At 46.9% G+C, this 22,178-nt stretch carries 8 protein-coding genes and 1 pseudogene; 3 read left to right on the forward strand and 6 right to left on the reverse strand.

Annotation, left to right across the window (positions count from 1 at the left end; all coding sequences use genetic code 11):
- Positions 1–29: 29 nt before the first annotated feature.
- From DW121_RS15030 to DW121_RS15050, 5 genes are all read right to left on the reverse strand, one after another.
- Positions 30–1,853: a RagB/SusD family nutrient uptake outer membrane protein gene (locus DW121_RS15030; RefSeq protein ID WP_118324356.1), complete on the reverse strand. Its 1,824-nt coding sequence runs from the start codon at positions 1,851–1,853 to the stop codon at positions 30–32.
- 25 nt (positions 1,854–1,878) lie between these two features.
- Complete coding sequence (locus DW121_RS15035; RefSeq protein WP_117713145.1) at positions 1,879–5,130, reverse strand: SusC/RagA family TonB-linked outer membrane protein; 3,252 nt, start codon at positions 5,128–5,130, stop codon at positions 1,879–1,881.
- A gap of 18 nt (positions 5,131–5,148) precedes the next feature.
- Complete coding sequence (locus DW121_RS15040) at positions 5,149–6,927, reverse strand: RagB/SusD family nutrient uptake outer membrane protein (RefSeq protein WP_117713144.1); 1,779 nt, start codon at positions 6,925–6,927, stop codon at positions 5,149–5,151.
- A gap of 6 nt (positions 6,928–6,933) precedes the next feature.
- Complete coding sequence (locus DW121_RS15045) at positions 6,934–9,993, reverse strand: SusC/RagA family TonB-linked outer membrane protein (RefSeq protein WP_410492047.1); 3,060 nt, start codon at positions 9,991–9,993, stop codon at positions 6,934–6,936.
- Between the two features lie 80 nt (positions 9,994–10,073).
- Complete coding sequence (locus DW121_RS15050; protein ID WP_118324358.1) at positions 10,074–11,894, reverse strand: hypothetical protein; 1,821 nt, start codon at positions 11,892–11,894, stop codon at positions 10,074–10,076.
- Positions 11,895–12,572: 678 nt separating this feature from the next.
- On the opposite strand from DW121_RS15050, the pseudogene DW121_RS15055 reads away from it, so the two are divergent.
- Positions 12,573–14,047 (forward strand): annotated as a pseudogene (locus DW121_RS15055) (ATP-binding protein).
- Between the two features lie 30 nt (positions 14,048–14,077).
- Here DW121_RS15055 and DW121_RS15060 read toward each other — a convergent pair.
- Complete coding sequence (locus DW121_RS15060) at positions 14,078–18,343, reverse strand: two-component regulator propeller domain-containing protein (RefSeq protein WP_118324360.1); 4,266 nt, start codon at positions 18,341–18,343, stop codon at positions 14,078–14,080.
- Positions 18,344–18,521: 178 nt separating this feature from the next.
- Between DW121_RS15060 and DW121_RS15065 the strand changes: the two genes are divergently transcribed.
- Both DW121_RS15065 and DW121_RS15070 read left to right on the forward strand, forming a co-directional pair.
- Positions 18,522–20,009 carry an arabinan endo-1,5-alpha-L-arabinosidase gene (locus DW121_RS15065; protein ID WP_118324362.1) on the forward strand — a complete coding sequence of 496 codons (1,488 nt, stop codon included), beginning with the start codon at positions 18,522–18,524 and terminating at the stop codon, positions 20,007–20,009.
- A 21-nt stretch (positions 20,010–20,030) separates the two neighbouring features.
- Positions 20,031–22,010, forward strand: coding sequence for an alpha-L-arabinofuranosidase C-terminal domain-containing protein (locus tag DW121_RS15070; RefSeq protein WP_117712701.1), 1,980 nt, complete (start codon positions 20,031–20,033; stop codon positions 22,008–22,010).
- Positions 22,011–22,178 lie beyond the last annotated feature (168 nt).

Below are 22,178 nucleotides of genomic sequence, written 5' to 3' on the forward strand. Positions count from 1 at the left end.
ATCTTTAATTATTAGTAATGGCCTTGTTCTTATTGGGCAGCACTTTCTGTAGAGCTTGTAGAGAGCTCCCAGCCTGTATTTTGTTTCAGGTTCGGCAGCTTCTTGATTTCATCGTCCGGAATGGGGATGTAGTAGTTCTTCGGGCTGTTGAAAGTACGGGTTGGGTGAGCATTTGCCGTACCGTAAGTATATACGGTCGGATCGTTTGATGTCCCTTCACCGGTGATGGTGACCCCATACAGATTATATACTTGTTTATAGCGGGGCAGGTTTGTTTCACTGCTTTGTGTTTGTCCTTCAAACAGCTTCCAGCGGCGTTCGTCAAAGAACCGGTGGTCTTCAAATACCAGCTCGATGCGACGTTCGTTGCGAATACGTTCTCTGAACTGTTCTTGCGTCATACCTGAATAAGCCGGCATTCCTACACGTGCACGCAATTCATTTATATATTGGTATGCTTGTGCAGGACCGGATGCTTCATTAATGGCTTCTGCTGCATTCAGCAGGATTTCGCCGTAGCGGAAGATAGGACAAGCATGGGCGTTGGTGGAGATAGACTGTGCTCCGAAAGCAATGTTGTGCAAGTACTTTTTGGTATAGTAGCCGGTCAGTGTACCGCCAAATTGAGTTTCGTAGTCTGCACCGTCGGGATATGATACGTCTATCGCACGGTTTTCTTCATTCTGTTCGTCTCCCCACATTGAGCCATGGTGCAAGATAGTTTGTTCCAGGCGCGGATCGCGATTGGCAAATGGATTCTGCGGGTCGTATTGTGAATTGTCGGCATCAATAGGAAGTCCTTTGATAGTTTCATAGGCATCTACAAGGTTTTGTGTCGGATTGGTACGTCCGTTTGATTGCAGTGTACCTTTGAATCCGCAAGGAGCCAAATACTGCTCAATTAAAGATGTAGTCCATACAGAACGTGATAAGATATATTCGTCGTTGTAATATGGATTTGTCGTGAAGCATTCATAATAGTTCAGATTAGGATCGTCAGTAGCTGTTTTATACAACTTGTACGGCTTGTTCTGAGTATTGTTTTTGGTGATGAACGCAACAGCCGCATCAGCCGCTTCTTGCCACCAAGTCAGGTCGTTGGTGGGATTGTTAAGAGGAGATGCACGATAGAGGAGGGCTCTTGCTTTCAGTGCATAAGCGGAAGCACCGTTGACACGTCCCCAATTTTCACTTTCGTTGCTGTAACGGAAGGGTAATACATCCTTTATCTTGTCACATTCGTCGGCCACCCACTTCATAACTTCCGCACAACTGGTACGTGCCTGATTCATGCGAGGATCGTTTTGCTCGAATACAATAGGATTTCCTTCTTCATCGTCGCCGATGATAGGGGCATCGCCAAACCAGGAGGCGAGCTCAAAGTGCAAGATAGCGCGCAGCATCTTGGCTTCTGCTATGTAGCGGTCGTATAGGTGGTTGTCATCACCGGTTTTGTCATAATTACCTACTACGTCTTCGCGGGCATTTGTCAGAAACAGGTTTGCCATACGGATACCTTTGCAATCACGTCCCCAAAAATAGGAAGAGAGGGGATGAGTGATGGCTGTGTAGCCGTCACTCAAAATGCCGTTATAATAATTACTTGTCCAGAAGCAGACTGCGTTATCGGTCATACAGTCGCGTGGTGCACAGTAATTCCCGTCGTTGAAGCCCCTGAATGCATCGGGCAGATAATCGTATATGCTTGCCAGAAAACCGCGTGTGTTTTCATATTTGCTGAACACTTGTTCATCCGAAAGTGTCAGGTCCACTTCCTTGTCAAGAAAGTCGCTGCAGGCGGAGGTTCCTGCCATCAGCAGGGCCGCAACTATATATGCTTTAATCTTTTTCATTTCAGTTTTGTTTTTTTATCATGGATTAGAAACCTACGTTGATACCGAAGGAGAATGTGCGAGTTTTAGGATACCACCAGCAGTAACTCATCGGTTTTTCAGGGTCCATATTGTCGGGCAGGTGACTCCAGTTGCACAGGTTATAACCGCTGAAGTAAAGGCGGCATTTGGTGATACCGGCTTTTGCGAGCAATCGCTTGGGCAGTGAGTAGCCCACTTCGATGTTGCGCAGTGACAGATAATTGCCGTTTACCACCCAAATGTCGTTTTGGTAGGTTTTGGTGTCACGGTCACTGTCTACCGTGTTGAATCCGGAATAAGAGATACGCGGATACTTGGCATTGATGTTGCGCGGGTCTGTCGGATCGTCTGTATAATATCCCCAAGTATTGACTACCTCGTGGGTACTGTTGTTACCCCAGATGGAGTAAGTCATAGACGGAGAGAGGAATACGGAACGGTTCAGATAGGCGGTCAGGGTGGCGCGTACATCGAATCCTGCATATTCAGCACCGAATGTTACGGACGGAGTGATTTCCGGAATGATGGTATAACCGCTGGGGGTCATATCGTTGCTGTCTATCTGGCGGTCGCCGTTCAAGTCTTTGAATACGGCTGTACCCAGCTTCTGGCCTGTTGTGCCGGCAAATGTATTATACGGATATTTTTCAGGATGGTCAATAGCGTCTTGCTGGCTGGTGGCGACAAGGCTGGCATCGCTGGCCCAGCCTTGGAACTGGTAGATATTCCAACCGCCTACAGTATTGTTAAATACATTTTCATACAATCCCTGTACGGAAGTGCCGTCGAAGATGCGTTTTCCTGTCTTGCGTTGCCATTCCACGTTAGGCTCGGTTTCGTCCATCTCTGTAATTTTATTGGTATTCCAAGTCAGCATACCTTCTACAAAATAGTTCACCTTGCCTACACGGTTCTGATGTCCGATGGTCAGTTCTATACCTTTTGATTCGGCTTTACCGTAAGAGTCTTTGGATACGGTGGCTCCCAGCATGGCAGGGGTATTGCTGCGGGTTACGAGAATATCCGAACGCCATTCCTTGAAAGCGTCGAATGAACCGTATAACTTTCTGTGCCAGAAGTCAAAGTCAAGTCCTACATTCACCATGTCCGAGATTTCCCATTTATTGTTAGGGTTACCGATCAAAGTCTCGGTAATACCTTGAATTGTGGAGCTGGAAGTACCGAAGCTGTAGTCTGTTCCGTCACCGTATGTACTTTGATACTTGTAACGGTCACTGACAACACCTGTAGACGATTGTCCCGCACGGCCGTATGAAGCGCGAAGTTTCAGCAGGTCGATGTTCTTGTTTTTCAGCCAAGATTCTTCAGATGCCACCCAACCGAGAGATGCACCGTAGAATGTTCCCCAACGCTCTTCCGGAGCATAGTCATCAAAACCCATGCGTGACAGGTTGCCTGAAAAGATGTACTTGTTGTCATAAACATAGTTTGCCTGAGCGTTGTAGGAGAGGTAACGTTTGGACGACAGCTTGCTTGGTGTGTGGTCATTGGCGTCGCGCACATTCTCTCTGTTCTGATAGGTGCGGATGAAGGCACGTGCATCAACGCTATGCTTTCCGAATCTTTGGCTGTAGTTCAGTCCGGCATTGAAGTTCAGATTGTAGTAGTTGGCACGTTCGTTGGCATCCGGATTGGTCAATGCTTTGTAAGTATTGGTCTGCGTCAGTGTAAACTGTGACGGATCTACCACATTGGGGTTTGTATAGTCATAACTGTATGTATTGATACTGTTGGTCTGGTAAGACTGGAATACGTCAAAGGCATCGAAGCTCACCATGACATTCGCTTTCAGTCCGGGTACTAATGATGACAAGTCACCGGTTACATTGACAGTAGAGTAGAGGTTACGGCGGCGGTTCTTGTCCTGACCGGATGATGCCAACAGGTAAGCTGGGTTCTTTGCCGTGTCAGAGTAGTAGAGTTCACCGTTAGGTGTGTAGACAGGTTCCAGAGGATTGGCTTCCACAGCGCCGAAAGTAACCAGCGAGAACACACCGGTAGTAGGCTGTGTGATATTGTCGATACGTCCGCCCAAATCCAGTGATACGTTCAAGTACTTGTTTACGTCAATGTCAAGATTGGAACGCAGGTTGTAACGGTTCAGCATATGCTGCGTATTGTAATTTTCGTTGTACTTGGTCCATTGGCTGTTCCACATACCTTCTTGGCGCAAGTATGAGAACGATACATAATAACGTGCACGACTGTTACCGCCGCTAATCTGCACATTGGTCTTGTAGATAGGAGCAGCTTCACGATACAATTGGTCGAACCAGTTCGTATTGAAGTATTTGTACTTATCTATACCTTCCAGTTGTTCTCCGTTGGATACACGACGGTATTTCTCAATCTGTTCTTCGGTAAACAGAGGGTCCGAACCGTCCAAGTAGCGTGCACGGTTACGTGTAAGTGCCGTATTATAGGCATTCTGAGATTCCATTCGGTTACTCAACATCTGGAAGCCTACCTCCTGTGTGAAGTCTATCTTGGTCTTTCCGCTTTCACCGCGTTTGGTGGTTACCAAGATGGCGCCGTTTGCACCGCGCATACCGTAAATGGCAGTGGCTGCGGCATCTTTCAGGACAGTGATGTTTTCAATGGGGAATGCATCAAGGAATGAGAGGTCACGTTCCACGTTGTCCACAATAATCAGCGGGCTGCGTGCATTTTCGTTCATAGTACGGATACCGCGGATATACATGGCGGTTTCCGTCCAACCCGGTTCGCTGGACCATTCATAGGTTTCCATACCCGTTACGCTGGAACTAAACGCATTTTGAAGCACTGTGATAGGGTACTTCTGCAATTGCTCACCCGATACGGTGGAAGTTGATTCGGTCATAAAACGCTTCTGCTTGCGGGTAAAGGGAATCGGCATGGTACGTTCGTATTCATTGATATCCAGTTCCATTGTGATTTTGAAGTCATCGCTAAACTCGGCTATGGCAGTCGTATTCTTGTAACCTACACTGCTTACATTCAGTTCGTCGGCAGGTTTCACGTGTTTCAGACTGAAGTAACCGTCTGCGTCAGAGAGAGCGATGCGGCTCTGTTCGGCAACATTTATCACCGCACCCGGAATGGGATCGCCTTCCTGGTTTACGATGCGGCCCTTTAATGTCTGTTCACCCTGTTGTGCCCGGACAATGCCGCTCACTGTCAACAGGAGTCCCAACAGCAGGAGTCTGCTGATTCCTGCCAGCTTATTTATTATATGTTTTGTCTTTGTATACATAATATATTCGATTAAGGATTACCAACCCGGATTATTCTCAATGTTTGATTTCCAAACTTCCCCTTCAGGTATCGGATAGAGATACATCTTGTCTTCAAATACACGTTTTTGGGCTATTTTACGCATGATGGTTCCGTCTGTATCTACTTCTACTCCGTAGATGTCGCGTGAGAGAGCTTCGGTAGCTACATTCCAGCGGCGTACGTCCCAAGCGCGGTGCTCTTCAAAGGCAAGTTCTATGGTACGTTCCTTGTGGATGAAGTTACGCATCTTGTCTTTGGATGAAGTGAGGTCGGTGCGGTCGGCTACATTTCCTGTGATGCCCGCGCGGTGGCGGATTGCATCCAGTGCATCGTACACTTCCTGACAAGGTCCGTGCACTTCATTCATGGCTTCCGCATAGTTCAACAAGATTTCAGCGTAGCGGATGAAACTCCAGAGGCGATAGGATGTCTGTGAATGTTCCGCGCCCAAAATACTTTCGGGTATGTATTTGCATACATAGTAACCGGTAGGGGTGGAGTTGGCGTTGCCTATCGGATTGTCGCGCTGTCCGAATATCACATTGATAGTACCGTTACCCCATTCTCTGCCTTGATAAAGCACACTGGCTGCCAGACGAGGATCGCGGTTAGCCCAAGGATTGGCATCGTCATATCCGCTGGCTGTATTGATGGTAGGAACAGGGATACCGTACGTTGTATTGCTGTCATATACCGGAGCACCGGTCAAATCGTAGTTGGCAAAAGGAGAAGAACCGTCTGCCATGTCGTACATATCCACCAGATTCTGTGACGGACACAGGCCGCCGTTTCCGCCTTCACCTACAGGAGTATCGTTTTTGATACCGGCCCAGCCAATCATCACATCGTTGCGGAAGAAGATTGTTTCCTTGTTATTACCTGTATAGGTGGTTCTCAGGATAGCGTTGGTGTAATTTTCTCCTTCAGTGGCTCCGCTTGTCTGGAATAAAGTGAAGTTTTCGCCGTAAACATCTTTGAAACTTTGGGCGGCATCAGCGGCATTCTGCCACGTGATACCTGATTCGGATGCGTAGCGCGGACTTGCCATATAGAGTGCGATACGTGAGTACAAGGCTTTAGCCATCGGTTGTGAAACGCGTCCGGCGTAGCTTGTGCCCCATGCGGTAGAGTAATCCAGTAAACTGCTTTCACATTCTTTCAGCTCTTTCATAATGAAGTCTACTACAAATTCCTTTACGGTAGGGCGGGTAGTGTAGTTGCTCAGCAGGTCGCCTTCCGGATCCAGAACTTCCGTAACGATAGGTACAGGACCGTAGCGAAGGAACATTTCCCAGTAGAAGAATGCGCGCAGGAAGCGGGCTTCGGCTACATAAGTCTTTTTATCGGATTGGTATTTAGATTCACTGTCGCTTGCATTCTTAGGCACTTCATCAATGCGGGTGATAACCATGTTGCATTTGCGGATGCCGCGGTAGTAATGTTCCCAAGTGGCAGTCAGTTCGCTTGCACCGGCTGCACTGTAGAAGTTGCCCAGATTGAAAGAGGTCTTTACTCCTTTTCCGTAAGATGTTTCCGCCAAGTCGGTGGCGGCATCCAGCCAAGTGTCGTCAATGCGGTTGGCGCCATGGCGGAAGAAATTGTAAGTATCGGCATGGAACTGTACCAACATATTCCAGTCACTGAACACTTCTTCGCCTGTCAGGTCGTTACTGGGCTGTTTGTCCAGAAAGCCGCCGAACATATCTTCACACGAGGTCAGTGTCGCAGATGCCATGCTCAGGGCAAATATGCTATATAATAATGTCTTCTTCATATTCTATCAGAATTTAATGTTTACACCAAAGTTGATGGTTTTCATAATCGGGTAGCGGTTGGAGCCGTTGCTTTCAGGGTCTGTCAGACCGTCAAGATGATCCCAAGTAATGAGATTGTTGGCGTTGACGTACAGGCGGCAATCACTCATACCCACTTTCTTGGCCCACATGGTGGGTAGGGTATAACTCAGTTCAATATTTTTAAGGCGCATGAATGCACCGTTTTTCAAGAAGAAAGAGTTCTGGCGTTGGTTGTGGTCACCATAACTGTCGTAGTGCAACAGCGGATATTTGGCGTGAGCCAAATTATATTCTTCCGATTGTGCCGGATTCCAACGATCCAGATGATGTTCTTTCACCTTACCGCCGTTGATGAAGGCAAACATGGCTTCAGCATCGTAGTAGCGGCTTACGTGGTTTACACCTTGGAACATGACGCTGAATCCCCAGTTCTTGTAGTTGGCTCCCAAAGTCAGTGCATAAGTATTTTCGGGAATATCGCTGAATCCGATGAATGTTTCGTCCTGTTCGTCGATGTAGCCGTCACCGTTCATGTCGCGGTATTTCAGGTCACCTGCCTGTACATTTCCCAGACGGGATATGGGCAGTTCGCCGCCGTCTATATCGGCTTGGGTGATGAAGCCGTCGCATTGCAATCCGAAATATTGGTTGATAGGATGTCCTTCCCGTTTACGATAGCTCGTTTTGGAGTCGGGTTCGTCCATGTTGATAATTTCGTTGCGTGCATGTGAGTAAGTTAACCCTATGGTATATGTAAAGTCATTGCCGATATGATTGGAGTGTTTCAACTCAATTTCGTAACCGCTGTTCTTGGTTTCACCCAAGTTGCCGGCTGCCATTATCACTCCCACCCATTCAGGACGGGTCAGGTAGTCGGTCAGGATGTTGTTACGCTTTTCGTAGAAGAGGTCTATGTTACCATTCAGCATTCCGTTCCACAGTCCGAATTCCAAACCTACATTATATTTGTGGGCACGTTCCCAAGTTACTCCGTAGTTGGGGTACTGTGCTTCGTAGACGCCGGTTTGTCCGGTTGTTCCGAAGTAATAGTCGTTGCTTATCTGGCTCCATTTCTGTTCATAGAGGAAGCGTTGTTTCACTCCGTTTTTGGTATATACATCGTTACCTACCTGACCGTAGGAAGCACGTATTTTCAGGTTGTTCAACCAGTCTTTGGTTCCTTCCATAAACTGCTCGTTGCTGATGCGCCAGCCTGCGGAGAAAGAGGGGAAGAAGCCGAAGCGCTTGCCCTGCATGAAGTTTTCCGAACCGTTGTAGCCGGCGTTGAATTCAAACAGGTAGCGGTCGTCGTAGCCATAAGTCACACGACCTACCATACCTTGATAGCGGGCAGCCAAGTCTGCTTTGTTGCGATAGTCATTTTGCATATACAGCATCATGGCGGTTACGTCGTGCTTGCCGAATTTGCGGGCATAGTTCACTTGCGCTTCCATATAAAGTTTGTAGATAGAAGTGAACTCGCTGCTATTGGTCATTTCGGTATCTGCGTTGAACTGATTGTACGAGGTGTACAAATCCGGATTGTTTCGGTTGTTCAGTTCGTAAGTGGCAAATTCCTTTGTGTAGTTGTTGCGGTGCAGGTTTTCGTAGTCGAAAGAAAGCATACCTTTCACACTCAGTCCTTCGGTCAGCCAGTCCATGTCATAGTCAACGATGAAGTTGGTTTCGTTGATGGTGTTTACAGAACGGTAGTAACCGCCTTCGGCAAGTGCTGCAACGATATTGTTTTGGTATTGCGAACTACCTCCGTAAAGGCTGCGGGTGCTTTCACCGCTTTTCACTTCATAAGTTACGGGGAATATCCATCCCGGTGTATGGTTCAGTTCGTAGAATGTTTCGCTGTAGTTACTGCTTTCATCGGTATTGGATCCTCTGCGTTCTTCAAAGCGAGTACCGAAGTTTACGGAGAACGTAAGATCTTTGGTCAGGAAGAAGTCGGTATTGGCACGGAAAGCATAGCGGCGGTAGCTGGGGCTTGAACTGTTGCCATATCTGTCGTTGCTAAGGTTTCTTACCAATGAACGCTGGTCGTAGAGTTCGCCGGAAGCGTAATAACGCATACGCTTCGTACCGCCACGGATGCTTACGTTATAGCGTTGGGCGGGTGCTGTACTGCGGAGTACTTCATCGTACCAGTTCACATTAGGATAAAGCATGGCGTCAATGCCGCTTAGTTCACCGTTTGATGATTTACGGAACATCTCGATGTCATTGGTGCTGTATTGCGATCTCAGTCCGTCGTTTTTCAAGGCTTCTTCCAGCAAGGTTACCGACTGGTAAGAGTCGAGGTAAGTATCTGTGCGGGTAGGGCTCTGAATCTGCCAGTTGGCAGTGAGGCTTACTTCCGGTTTCTGTTCCTTACCGCGTTTGGTGGTAATCAGCATAACGCCGTTTGCACCACGCACACCGTATACGGCAGTTGCCGAGGCATCTTTCAATACAGAGATTGTTTCGATATCATCAGGTGCTATTTGGGAGAAAGCACGTTCTACACCATCCACCAAGATAAGCGGCTGTGCATCGCCTGCAAAGGTTGCGCGACCACGGATGTAAATCTGCGCATCGTCAGCACCCGGAGCACCGGAAGTTTGTGAGGTAATCACACCGGAGATTTTACCGGAAATAGCTTGCGATACATTGGCAGCGGGAGTAGAGAGCAGGTCTTTGGAAGACACTTGTGAGATAGCACCTACCACACTCTCTTTCTTCTGCGCACCGTAACCTACTACGACAACTTCTTCCAGCATTTCGGAATCCTCTTTCAGGGTAACGATGATAGAAGTCTTTCCGCTCACGTTGACTTCCTGTGTTTGGTAGCCTACATATGATATTTGCAGAATGGCATTGTTCTTGCTTACAGTCAGCTTGAAGTTACCGTCCAAATCTGTGATTACACCGTTGGTGGTTCCTTTTTCCAATACACTGGCGCCGATAACGGTTTCGCCGGTGGCATCTTTTACGACACCTGTTACTTGCTTGGACTGGGCAAAGAGGGTTTGTCCGGTCAGAAGCAGGGCAAGCATCAACAGCAAGCGGGAAAATGTGCTCCCGCACGCTTTATGATTTGTTTTGTTATTTTTCATATACATATATCAGTTAAAGATTATTCCACATCTATAAATGGATAAGTTACTACCGACTCCATATCAATATAACCACCTTCGATAGTAAGGAAAGCTCCGAGTTCCGCACTTTCTTCTAAGTCTTCAAAATAAATGCTGTAAGTGGGAAGTGCTTTTCCTGCTGCGGTTGTAACATTAGAGATTACATCTACACGCCCATCTGCACGTTTGATTTCCAATACGACTTCTGCACCATTCATGTCTGTTTTAAAAGTAGACCAGTCAAAACCGCTTGTCATGTTGTCTGCATTATAGCGGGCTCCCCAGCCAAAGGCATCGGAACGTAGTACCAGATATTCTTCATAGCCGCTTTCCGGTCTGTCTTTACCATTAGTGAGGATTACAAGCCAGTTTTTGAAGTTTTCGTCTCCCTTAGTGTAGTTCTTGAATTGATATCGAAGAGCAGAGTTTGTGCCTTCTATCTTGGTGTGTTGAGAGAATACAGTCCACCAACCTGCGCTGCAATCTTGCGCACCTATTCTGTAATCTCCGATTGAGTAACTTGCTCCGTAGTAGGTTTCAGCTTTGGACAATTCTATATAGGAATGGTCTACGGTAATGAATGTACCTATGTCAGTAGTACTTACGCCGTCATAGCTAAATGAATAATCTGCCAAAGCCCCACCGGATGCTGTTTTTGTTTTTACTGAGACATTGATTTTAGAACCGTTTCTTGTGATTGTCATATCTACTAAAGCTCCTTGCATATCAGCAACGAAAGTGTCCCAATTAAATCCGTGGATTATATTGGCGGCATTGTAATTAGAATCTCCCCAGCCATAAGCATCGGCACGGAGAACAAAGTATTCCGCATATCCGTCAGCTCCGAATTCTTTTCCGTTTGTAACAGCCAATACCCAGTTATTCCAGTTGTCTCCGGAATTATTGTAGTTGTAGAACTGGTAATGGAAAATACAGTCACCGGAGCGTACAAGCTGTTCTGATTTAGGTTCAAAGAAATTGGAAGTGTAATCTGTGTTACCAATAGTAATGTAAGGTGAACTTTCTTCACCGCCGTCCGGTTTTCTCGGATCTGTCCATTCCTTGCTTGTAATTGTATTGCGATAGAACTTCACATCATCCAGATAGAATTTCTTTGTTTGTGTATCTGACCCGTATCCCATATATATATAAGGTACGGATGCCATGAACTGTACAATCTTGGAGAAATCAAAATCGGTTACATTTTGCTCGATTCTTTTTTTGCCGTCTACATATACAAAGTAGCCTGTGTTGGTTACGGACAATGCAACGTAGTGCCATACATCGGGGGTAAGCAATCCTGTATTGGCAGAATTCGGGTTGTTGGCCTCATACCTGCCGTCTTCACCCTCATAGCTTAGCCAGCCATTGGCTGTGATGAACATACGTTGAGTGCCATTTTGGTTTTCAAAAGAAAAGAGGGCGCCGGTAAGGTCTTGTGTATAGGCGGCGATTTCGTCTTCATCCGTCATTTCTGCCGTTCCGGCTTGCTTGACGTAGAATACGAGTGATACGGCATTTTGTACCTTAACCTTGTTATACGGATTGAATATGCGGGCATATCCGTTGTCAAGGCACAGTACTTGTCCCATCTTTTCATCTGTAACCAGTGAAGGAACATCGCCTCCGGAATAGGCGAAGGTTTGGATTTCTTCGGAGTTTACTCTGTCTCCGTCGAACTTCAGGTTAAGTACCTGTTCAAGTTTAGGATAAACATCGGAACCTGCAGGCGGGTCCATTTGTCCCCAATCTTCACATGAACCGAGCGAAAGGATTGTAAAAGCCGCTATAATCAGCGACGGCCACTTTCTTGCTTTCATAATTTAGATATTAATAGTTTAACAAATAATCCTACTCTCATAGTAGTGCCGCAAAATTAAGTTCAAATGTACGCATAAAGGTGGACAAATGAATTTTAGAGGTGGATAAATGAAAAATAAGTGTAGAAAATACATTATTGCTGTCAATTCATGGTATGTCTATAAAATTTAGTATTTGCTTTTACGCGACCATTAAAACCAGCTTTTTTCTTTTGCCTTAGAACGTTTCCCGGCTTGCTGTGATCGCTTGTTGCGAAGTATGAGCTCAGTCTTTGCCTTATGAAATAAATTAGTTGCAATTGTAGGCGGAAGTTATATTGCTTTCCGGGGTTGTATATAGGGGGGATACAGGTGCAAACTGAAACTCAAGAATATTCCCTATTTTTTATATACATGATAATCCGTTTTGATGTATATCAAAATGAATTATGATATATATCAAAACAAGTCTTGTTAGCTGAATACTTCTTGCACGAGTAGTGATTATTTGAACGCTTACGTTCAAATGTAGCCGTTGAGTATTTAATGCTAAAATAAAATTGTTCAGAGTCAATTTGCATGGAGTGGCTGACTAAGTATGCCGGATTTAATTTTTAGTAGCCATTTAAGAGTGTGTGACATAGTTTTTTGTACCTTTGTCTTTGTAATAATGTAAAGGTCATCATAAAGCGTGAGAATATGAGCAACAAAATCTATCCTATCGGAATACAGAACTTCGAGAAAATCCGTAAAGAGGGATATTTCTACATTGATAAAACGGCTTTGGTTTATCAGTTGGTAAAGACAGGCAGTTACTACTTCCTCAGCCGTCCGCGCCGTTTTGGAAAGAGTTTGCTCATCTCTACCCTCGAGGCTTATTTTCAAGGGAAGAAGGAGCTGTTTACCGGTTTGGCTATTGAGAAGCTGGAGAAAGACTGGATACAATATCCCATATTTCATCTTGACTTGAATATTGGCAAGTATGATGCTCCTGACAGTTTGGACAAAATATTGAATGACCATTTGGAACTGTGGGAATCGCAATATGGAACCCGTCCGTCTGAAGTAACTTCTGCCTTGCGTTTTAAAGGAGTGGTATCGCGTGCCTACGAACAGACGGGACAGCGTGTTGTAATCCTTGTGGATGAATACGACAAACCCATGTTGCAGGCCATCGGCAATCAGGAGTTGCAGAAGGAATACCGCAATGCGCTGAAACCTTTCTACGGAGTACTGAAGACCATGGACGGTTGTATCAAGTTTGCCTTGCTGACGGGTGTCACCAAGTTTGGCAAGGTCAGCGTGTTCAGTGACCTGAACAATCTGAATGACCTTTCAATGTGGAACAAGTACATTGATATTTGCGGAATCAGCGACAAGGAGTTGCAAGAGAATCTTGAAGAGGAAATGCACGAGTTTGCCGAAGCGCAGGGTATGACGTACGAACAGTTCCGGGACAAACTTCGTGAGTATTACGACGGTTACCACTTTACGCAAAACTCCATCGGCATCTATAACCCGTTCAGTTTGCTGAATGCTTTCGACCGCAAAGAGTTCGGCAGCTACTGGTTCGAGACGGGAACGCCTACTTACCTGATAGAGCTGTTGAAACGTTATCATTACGACTTGGAGCATATGGCACACGCCGAAACGTATGCCGATGTGCTGAACAGCATCTATGGTGATGAAGAACCGCTGCCTGTAATCTTCCAGAGCGGTTATCTCACGATAAAGGGGTATAATGAAGAGTTTGGCCTTTACCGTCTCGGTTTTCCTAATCGTGAGGTGGAGGAGGGTTTTGTGAAGTTCCTTATCCCTTATTATACTCGTTTCAATAAGATTGAGGCGCCGATACGCCTTACGAACTGGTGAAGGACTTGGAACTGCACTACCAGAATGTACTTTTCATCGTCTTTAGGCTGGTGGGCTTTTATGTGAAAGCGGAATACCACACTTCGCAGGGCAGAATAGACTTGGTGCTGCAAACCGACAAGTACATCTATGTCATGGAGTTCAAACTGGATGGCACTGCCGAAGAGGCTTTGCATCAAATCAATGATAAGCAGTATGCGTTGCCTTTTGCCGCGGACAGCCGCAAAGTGCTCAAGATAGGGGTGAACTTCAGTAACACCACGCGCAATATTGAACGTTGGGTGGTAGAGGAACTCCAATAACTTATACAGCCTGACGGCGTTTGTTGAAAATTAGAATTCTTCCTCATTGAGCAAGGAACTTGGTGTTGCATTAAAATATTTGGTGAAACATCTGGTGAAGTATTTGGGGTCGTTGAATCCTACTTCATATGCAATTTCCGCAATATTCATGCTTTTGTTCTCCCGGTTTTTCAGCAGCATTTCGCGGGCAATGTTCAGGCGATAGTTTCGTATGAACTGTCCGGCGGATTGTCCGACAAGGCTTTGCAGTTTCTTGTTCAGCAGACTCTTGCTTACACCTGCCGCTTCGCAGAAATCGCTGACCTCGAAATAGGAATTTTTGTAGTTCTCCTTAATGACATCCATGATGCGGTTGAGGAACTTCTTGTCGCCCGACTCTTCTTCCATATTCAAGGCATCTACGTCCATGTCAATGGCAAACTTCTTTTGATAGCGCTTGCGGTTCTCAAGGATATTCTCTATTCGGGCAAGCAGCAGTGTTTCATCAAACGGTTTCAGCAGATATTCGTCTACCCCTATGCGGTAACTTTCCAAACGTGACTCTTGTGATGTTTTGGCGGTCAGCATAAGGAAAGGAATATGGGAGATGGTGAAGTTCTCCTTTACCCGGCGGGACAGTTCGATGCCGTCCATAACGGGCATCATCAGGTCACTGATGATAAAGTCTACCGCATGCGAGTTTAGTATGGACAGGGCTTCTCCTCCGTGGGCGGCTTCGAGTACATTGTATTTGTCCCGCAGGATGGAACGGATATACCCGCGCATATCCGCATTGTCTTCTACAATCAGAATGGACAGGCCCTTTCCGGTACTCTCGGATGTCTGTACCGTATCGGTCACCGTAAGCTGCGGGGTGCTTTCGGCTATTGTCTCCGTTGTGCTGTTTTCCGGAGTTACCGGCAGGAGAATGCGTAGTGAGCAACCGGTTGTGCGGTTGTTTTGTGCATGGATTTCACCGCCGTGCATTTGTACGATGCGTTTGCACAGGTAGAGCCCGATGCCGCTTCCCGCCTGTCCGTACATGGGATATTTGGTTTGTCCTTGCGACTGGTAGAAGCGGTTGAATATCTTGTTTGTATCCTCATCGGGAATGCCGCTTCCGGTGTCGCTGACGCAGATGTAAAGCGTTGACTTGCCTTCTTCGGCAGATGGCAGCAAGGCTATGAACAGAGATACACTTCCTCCGTTGGGGGTGAACTTGATGGCATTGCTCAGCAGATTAGTCAAGACCTTGTGCATCGCTTCCTCGTCATAGGATATTTCAGGCAAAGGCATCCGGTAGTAACGCTTCAGCGTGATACCCCTTTCTTTGGCGAAAACCTCAAAAGGAACTATCAGCTCATTGGCGAATTTCAGGAAATTATTTTTCGTTTTCACTATTTCCAACTTGCCCGATTCCACTTTGCGGAAGTCCATAAGCTGGTTGACGAGCGATAGCAGATATTTGGAGTTGCGTTCTACAAAGTGCAGCTGTTCAATTACCTGCGGATTGTAACTCAGCTTTAGTGCACGCTCTATCGGGCCTATAATCAGAGTAATCGGAGTGCGGAATTCGTGTGTGATATTGGTGAAGAACGCAATTTTATCCAGAGTGAGTTCCTGTATTTTGCGTGTCATCTTGGTGAGTTGCGCCTTCTGCCGGGTAATCTTCTCGTTTTGTTGTTTCAGCATCTGGTTTTGGCGGGATAGCTCTTCGGTCTGTTCCTCCAGCAGTTGTTTTTGTTTTTTCAGTTCATGGGTACGTTGCTCCACTTTCAGGTGCAACCTTTCCTTTTGCTCTTTCAGGCTTCGTATGCGCCATTGGTAGAATTGCCAGACGGCGAGTGCGACCAGTACGATTATAATCAATATAAACCATGCCGTCTTGTAAAAATAGGGCCGGATGGTGATTTGAAGTTCCGTTATGTTCTCTTCTTCGGCTTGGTCGTAGGGCGTATATTTCACTTGCAGCGTATAGTCTCCCGGAGACAAGTTGGTGTAGGTTGCAAAACGCCGGTTGCCGGGTACGTGTATCCACCGGTTGTCAAAACCAAGCAGGCGGTAGCTGTAGGTCGCGGTATTGTCGGACTCGTAGTTGAGTGCGGAAAACTCCAGTGAGAAAGACTTTTCACGTTCGTGAATGCAGATTTCCTTGCTTACGGCAATATCCAGCGGCAGTCGGTCGGTGCCGGGGAAGATTTCCTCGTTGCCTACCTTCAAGCGGGTGAACCGTACTTTTGAAGACTGGGTGGGTACGGTAGGCAGGTTGCAGTCTATGGCAACCAGCCCGGATACTGTGCCGAGGTAGAGCTTACTGTGCCGGGAACGGTAAGCGGCGTTCCAGTAAAACTGGGTGTCGGCAAGACCGTCCTGCCGGTTGTAGCTGACGAAACGGTTTTCTGCAGGCTGAAAACGTGATAGCCCGTTATTGGTAGCTATCCAGATGCATCCTTTGTCGTCTTCCAGAATGCTGCGGATGCTGTTGTTGGGCAGGCCGTGCAGGGAATTGTAGCAGATGAACTGTTCCTCACCGCGTTCGTTTTGCCTGCGTTTGTATATGCCGTAGCCATTGCTTCCCAGCCATAATGTGCCGTCCTGAGCTTCGTAGAAGCAGCATATCTTTTCTATCAGCCCGGAAGACGGATTGTCCAGTTTGTATTTCAGGTGGCGGTACAGGAAAACTCCGTCCGGCGACGAAGCGGGGCAGGAGTGGAGATCGATGATATAGACGCCCTCCAGACAGCCTATCCACAGCTGTCCGTCTTTGTCTATGATAGAACCGATGCAGCCGCGTATGTTTTCGGCTGCGCCATTGGCGAGCGGAGAGCGGAGCCGCTTATGCCGGAGGTCGTAGAAGAATAATCCTTGGTTGGCTCCAATCCACATACCGTTATTGATGGAGTCGTAGGTCAGCACTCCGATAAAGTCGATGGGGTAGTTGTTTTCATTCGCGGCGGTGATTGCTTCTATCCTGCGCTGCGGGTTTTGCGGATTGATAAGGTTGATGCCGCCGCCCCACGTACCAATCCATAATCTGCCCTGTCCGTCGGCGGTGATGGCGCTTACCGAGTTGTGGGTAAGTGCGCCGCTTTCGTGCGTATAGTGGATAAAGTTGTCGCTGCCCGCCGCCTTTTTGTTCAATCCTCCTTCTACCGTACCTACCCATAAGTTGCCGCTATAATCCTCGTAAATGGCGTTCACCGGATTGTGGGAAATTGTTTGGAGGTTTTTGTTATCGTATCGGTAATTCTGTATGGACAGGCGTTTGGCTGTCATTTTGTTGATGCCGCCGCTTTCGGTTCCCACCCAGATATGTTTCCCTTCTACGGTGATGCAGTTGATGAAATTGCTGTTCAGCATTTTGCTGCCGGTATTGGATGCCCGGTCGCTTATGCGCTCAAAGTTATCATTTATAGGATTGTATATATTGATACCTTTCAGGCTGGCAACCAGCAGTTGTTTGTCGTTGGTTACGGCAAGGCAGGTCAGGAAATTCTGTGAGAGGGAATGCGGATTGCCGGCAATATGCACATATTGTTTCACTATGTTCTCATTTTTATTATATCGGTACAGCCCTTTGTCGGTGGTAATCCAAACTTCACTCTCTTTGGCTATGAAGTCCGTAAAATAGAGGTCCGGCGCAAAACTCAGGCAATCGGCAATCAGCGTTTCTTTCAGTGTGCCTTGTGCGGTCATGCCCACTTTGTATAATCGGCCGTTGATGCCTATCCATACTTTTCCCTCGCTTTCAACATCCTTAAAAGTGATGTCGTATCGGTAAGGGTTGGAGACTTCCAGCGAATGGATGCTTTCTATATCTCCGTTGGTGCGGAAAGCGATGCGGTGCAGGCTGTTGCCGCAATACAGCCAGATACATCCGTTGATATCTTGTGTAATCATGGAGGCGGGTTGCTTGACGAGCGTTTCCAACAGCTTGCGGGAGTCATGGGGCAGTACGGATTGCATGGTTGTGAGGTCGATAATATCCGTACCTCCTTCCGAAACAACCCAAAGCCGCCGGAAGTTGTCTTCGTGGACTTTGCGGATAAAGTTGCTTTTGAGTCGGCAATGCGGGGTGGACGGAGTGAAGTTGATGAATTCGTAACCGTCGTATCTGGATAGTCCGCCGCCCGACATGGAAATCCAAAGGAAGCCTTGCCTGTCTTTGTATATATCGTCGACGAAATTACTGGGAAGCCCCTCGTCCATGGTTATATAGATAGTGTTGTACCGGTCGGTAAAAGACTCCTGCGCCCGCAGGAAAGCGGGATTTGCCAAAGCGATATATAATATAATAAGGTGGAAAAACTTATGCATTGTTTTATCAATTGGTATTAGCGAAAGCAAAGTTAATAGATTACTTGTGACAACCCTAATAAGTCTGCGGTCTTTTTTGTAAAGTTGTCGGATTGTCCACCTCAAAAGTTCATATATCCACCTCTTGTGCTTTGGGCATGGCGTACATTTGCAATGTAATTTTTTATTTACTGATATTATGAGAAATTTGTTATGTATGGTTGTCCTGTCTATGGGAGTTTCATTTGCCGGTTGCAATTCTCCGGTTTTTGCTCCTGTGGCTTCATCCAATCCTTGGCAGGATGACTATTCCGCTTTGTCCTCTATGGACAATTACCGCTCGTGGGGAACTTACAATGTACACGATCCGTCGTGCCGCAAACTGGGCGACTATTATTATATGTATTCCACCGATGCCATTTTGGGTGAGAACCGTAAGGAAGCCGAGGAGAAAGATGTTCCGTTAGGCTACATACAAATGCGCCGTTCCAAAGACCTTGTTCAATGGGAATTCATCGGTTGGGCTTTTCCCGAAATACCGCAGGAAGCCATACAATGGGTACACGCTCATACAGGCGGCAAAGGGGCTACCAATATCTGGGCCCCCTATATCATTCCTTTTGGCGATATATACAGGCTCTATTATTGTGTGTCGGCTTTCGGTCGCAACACGTCCTATATAGGTATGGCGGAATCCGCATCACCCGAAGGTCCGTGGACGCAACGCGGTTGTGTGGTCAAGACCGATGAAACTTCGGTCATGAACGCCATTGACCCGAGTATCATTGTTGATTCCGCTACCGGGAAGTGGTGGATGCATTACGGTTCGTTCTTCGGCGGATTGTACTGTGTGGAGTTGAATCCCGAAACGGGACTTCCTGTCAAAGAGGGAAATCAAGGACATCTTACCGCCCGTCGCGCCACTTATTGGAAAGATAACCTGGAGGCTCCCGAAATTATTTATAATTCCGAACTGAAGCAATATTACCTGTTTGTTTCGTACGATCCGCTGATGACCACTTATAACGTGCGGGTAGGACGTTCGGATAAGGCAGAAGGTCCGTTCACCGATTTCTTCGGTGTGGAACTGAAAGATACTACCAACAATTTTCCGATACTGACCGCTCCGTACCGTTTCAATAATCATCCGGGATGGGCGGGTACGGCACACTGTGGCGTATTTACATCGGATGAGGGACAATATTTCATGGCGCATCAGGGGCGTTTGTCTCCGCATAATCAGATGATGGATCTCCATTTGCGTCAAGTATTTTTTACGCCTGACGGTTGGCCGGTGGTATCGCCCGAACGTTATGCCGGTAGCGCTCCCCGTAAATTTTCGGCAGCTGATATGGCAGGCGAGTGGGAGATTGTACGTGTGCAGGAGCCTGCCTATGAGCGTCGTTTGGAGGCAGGGCAGATTTTGTGGGGCGAAGGTCAGCTTAAAGACGAAGAGTGGAACCTTTCGAGCATACTGTCTTTTGAGAAAAATGGATGTTTAGGTAAAAATAAAGGAAACTGGAGTCTCTCGGAAGCAAAGCAATTATTATCTTTGACGCTGGAAGGCGAGTGCGTGGATAATCTGATTGTGTTTGCCGGACATGATTGGGAGAACGAAACGGAAACCGTTCTTTTCACAGGCTTGGACAGTCGTGGCAGGTCTGTATGGGGAAAGAGAATTAAATAATCATATATACATTTTTATACCATGAAGAAATACAAAGGATTATTGGCGGTGTTGGCCCTTGCAGCAGGCTCGGCACTTCAAGCACAAACAAATGAATTGGTGATACAAGCCGGGAAACCCGGTGCGGAAATTCAGCCTACCATGTACGGCTTGTTTTTCGAAGATATCAATTATGCTGCCGACGGCGGTCTGTATGCCGAACTTGTGAAAAACCGCTCGTTTGAGTTTCCACAACCTTTTATGGGGTGGAAGACATTCGGCAAAGTGTCTCTGAAAGACGACGGCCCTTTTGAAAGGAACCCGCATTATGTGCGTCTGGCGTATGCCGGACATCCGCATAAGCAAACGGGATTGGACAATGAAGGCTTTTTCGGTATCGGCGTAAAGAAAGGGGAGGAGTATCGTTTTTCCGTATGGGCACGTGTACCGGAAGGAGATGCAGCAAGCAAGATTCGTGTGGAACTGGCCGATACAAAATCCATGGGCGAGCAACAGGCTTTTGCCACAGCCGAGGTAACGGTGGATTCAAAGGAGTGGAAGAAATATCAAGTGGTCTTAAAGTCGGAAGTGACTAACCCGAAAGCCATTCTCCGTATCTTCCTGGCTTCACCGCAAACAGTGGATTTGGAACATATCTCCCTCTTCCCGGTAGATACTTGGAAAGGACATGAGAACGGACTTCGCAAGGATTTGGCGCAGGCATTGGCAGACATAAAGCCGGGTGTGTTCCGTTTCCCCGGAGGATGTATTGTGGAAGGTACTGATATTGCATCACGCTACGACTGGAAAAAGTCGGTTGGTGCGGTAGAGAACCGTCCGCTGAATGAGAACCGTTGGCACTATACTTTCCCGCATCGTTTCTTCCCCGACTATTACCAAAGTTACGGTTTGGGATTTTATGAGTTCTTCCAACTTTCCGAGGAAATTGGTGCAGAACCGTTGCCGGTACTGAGTTGCGGTTTGGCTTGCCAATTCCAGAACCCGAATGCGGATGCGCATGTGGCTGTTTGCGATTTGGACAGCTATATTCAGGATGCACTCGATTTGATAGAATTTGCGAATGGAGCTGTTGATACGCCGTGGGGAAAAGTACGTGCCGAAATGGGACATCCCGCACCGTTCAATCTGAAGTTTATCGGTATCGGCAACGAACAGTGGGGAAAAGAATATCCCGAACATCTGGAACCGTTTGTCAAGGCTATCCGTAAGGTCTATCCCGACATCAAGATTGTGGGCAGCTCCGGTCCCGATTCCGAAGGAAAACAGTTCGATTATCTTTGGCCGGAGATGAAAAGACTGAAAGCGGATTTGGTAGACGAGCATTTCTATCGCCCCGAATCATGGTTCCTCAGTCAGGGAGCACGCTATGATAACTACGACCGTAAGGGCCCGAAAGTTTTTGCCGGAGAATATGCGTGTCACGGCAAAGGCAAGAAGTGGAATCATTTCCACGCTTCATTACTCGAAGCAGCCTTTATGACCGGATTGGAGCGGAACGCGGATATTGTGCACATGGCTACTTATGCACCGTTGTTTGCCCATGTAGAGGGTTGGCAATGGCGTCCGGACATGATATGGTTCGACAACCTGAACTCCGTACGTACTGTAAGCTACTATGTGCAGCAGCTTTTTGCAACACATAAAGGTACGAATGTTCTCTCTCTGACTATGGATAAGAAGCCTGTAACGGGTGCTGAGGGGCAGAACGGGTTGTTTGCAAGTGCCGTATGCGACAAGAATAAGAAGGAAATAATTGTGAAGGTAGCCAATACTTCGGATAAGGTACAACCTTTGTCACTGAAGTTTAACGGTCTGAAGAAGAAAGATGTTCTGTCGGGAGCCCGCTGCATCAAACTTTCTTCCGCAGACATGGATAAGGATAATACGATTGAGAATCCGATGGCAATCGTACCGCAGGAAACGTCTCTGAATGTTGGCGGACAGGCATTGAACGTGGATTTGGAACCCGCTACATTTGCAGTATATATCTTGAAATATTAAAATAGGAGTTAAAGGTCGATACTCTTCCTTATAATACTTGTTCCATCGGCCTTTGACTTCCTTAAGTATATTCTCTGAATTATTCTATATTATCAGTATCTGTCATTCAGAGCGCAGCGAAGAATCTCTTCCCTTCCCTACGCATACATTCAGAGAGTAGATTCTTCG

This window comes from Bacteroides sp. AM10-21B (assembly GCF_003472565.1).
Taxonomy (GTDB): Bacteria; Bacteroidota; Bacteroidia; order Bacteroidales; family Bacteroidaceae; genus Bacteroides; species Bacteroides propionicigenes.

Excerpts from the sequence above, each read along its gene's own strand:
- DW121_RS15035 (WP_117713145.1), bottom strand. The coding sequence starts at position 5,130 with ATGTATACAAAGACAAAACATATAATAAATAAGCTGGCAGGAATCAGC.
- DW121_RS15070 (WP_117712701.1), top strand. The coding sequence starts at position 20,031 with ATGAAGAAATACAAAGGATTATTGGCGGTGTTGGCCCTTGCAGCAGGC.
- DW121_RS15060 (WP_118324360.1), bottom strand. The coding sequence starts at position 18,343 with ATGCATAAGTTTTTCCACCTTATTATATTATATATCGCTTTGGCAAAT.
- DW121_RS15040 (WP_117713144.1), bottom strand. The coding sequence starts at position 6,927 with ATGAAGAAGACATTATTATATAGCATATTTGCCCTGAGCATGGCATCT.
- DW121_RS15065 (WP_118324362.1), top strand. The coding sequence starts at position 18,522 with ATGAGAAATTTGTTATGTATGGTTGTCCTGTCTATGGGAGTTTCATTT.
- DW121_RS15045 (WP_410492047.1), bottom strand. The coding sequence starts at position 9,993 with ATGCTTGCCCTGCTTCTGACCGGACAAACCCTCTTTGCCCAGTCCAAG.
- DW121_RS15030 (WP_118324356.1), bottom strand. The coding sequence starts at position 1,853 with ATGAAAAAGATTAAAGCATATATAGTTGCGGCCCTGCTGATGGCAGGA.
- DW121_RS15050 (WP_118324358.1), bottom strand. The coding sequence starts at position 11,894 with ATGAAAGCAAGAAAGTGGCCGTCGCTGATTATAGCGGCTTTTACAATC.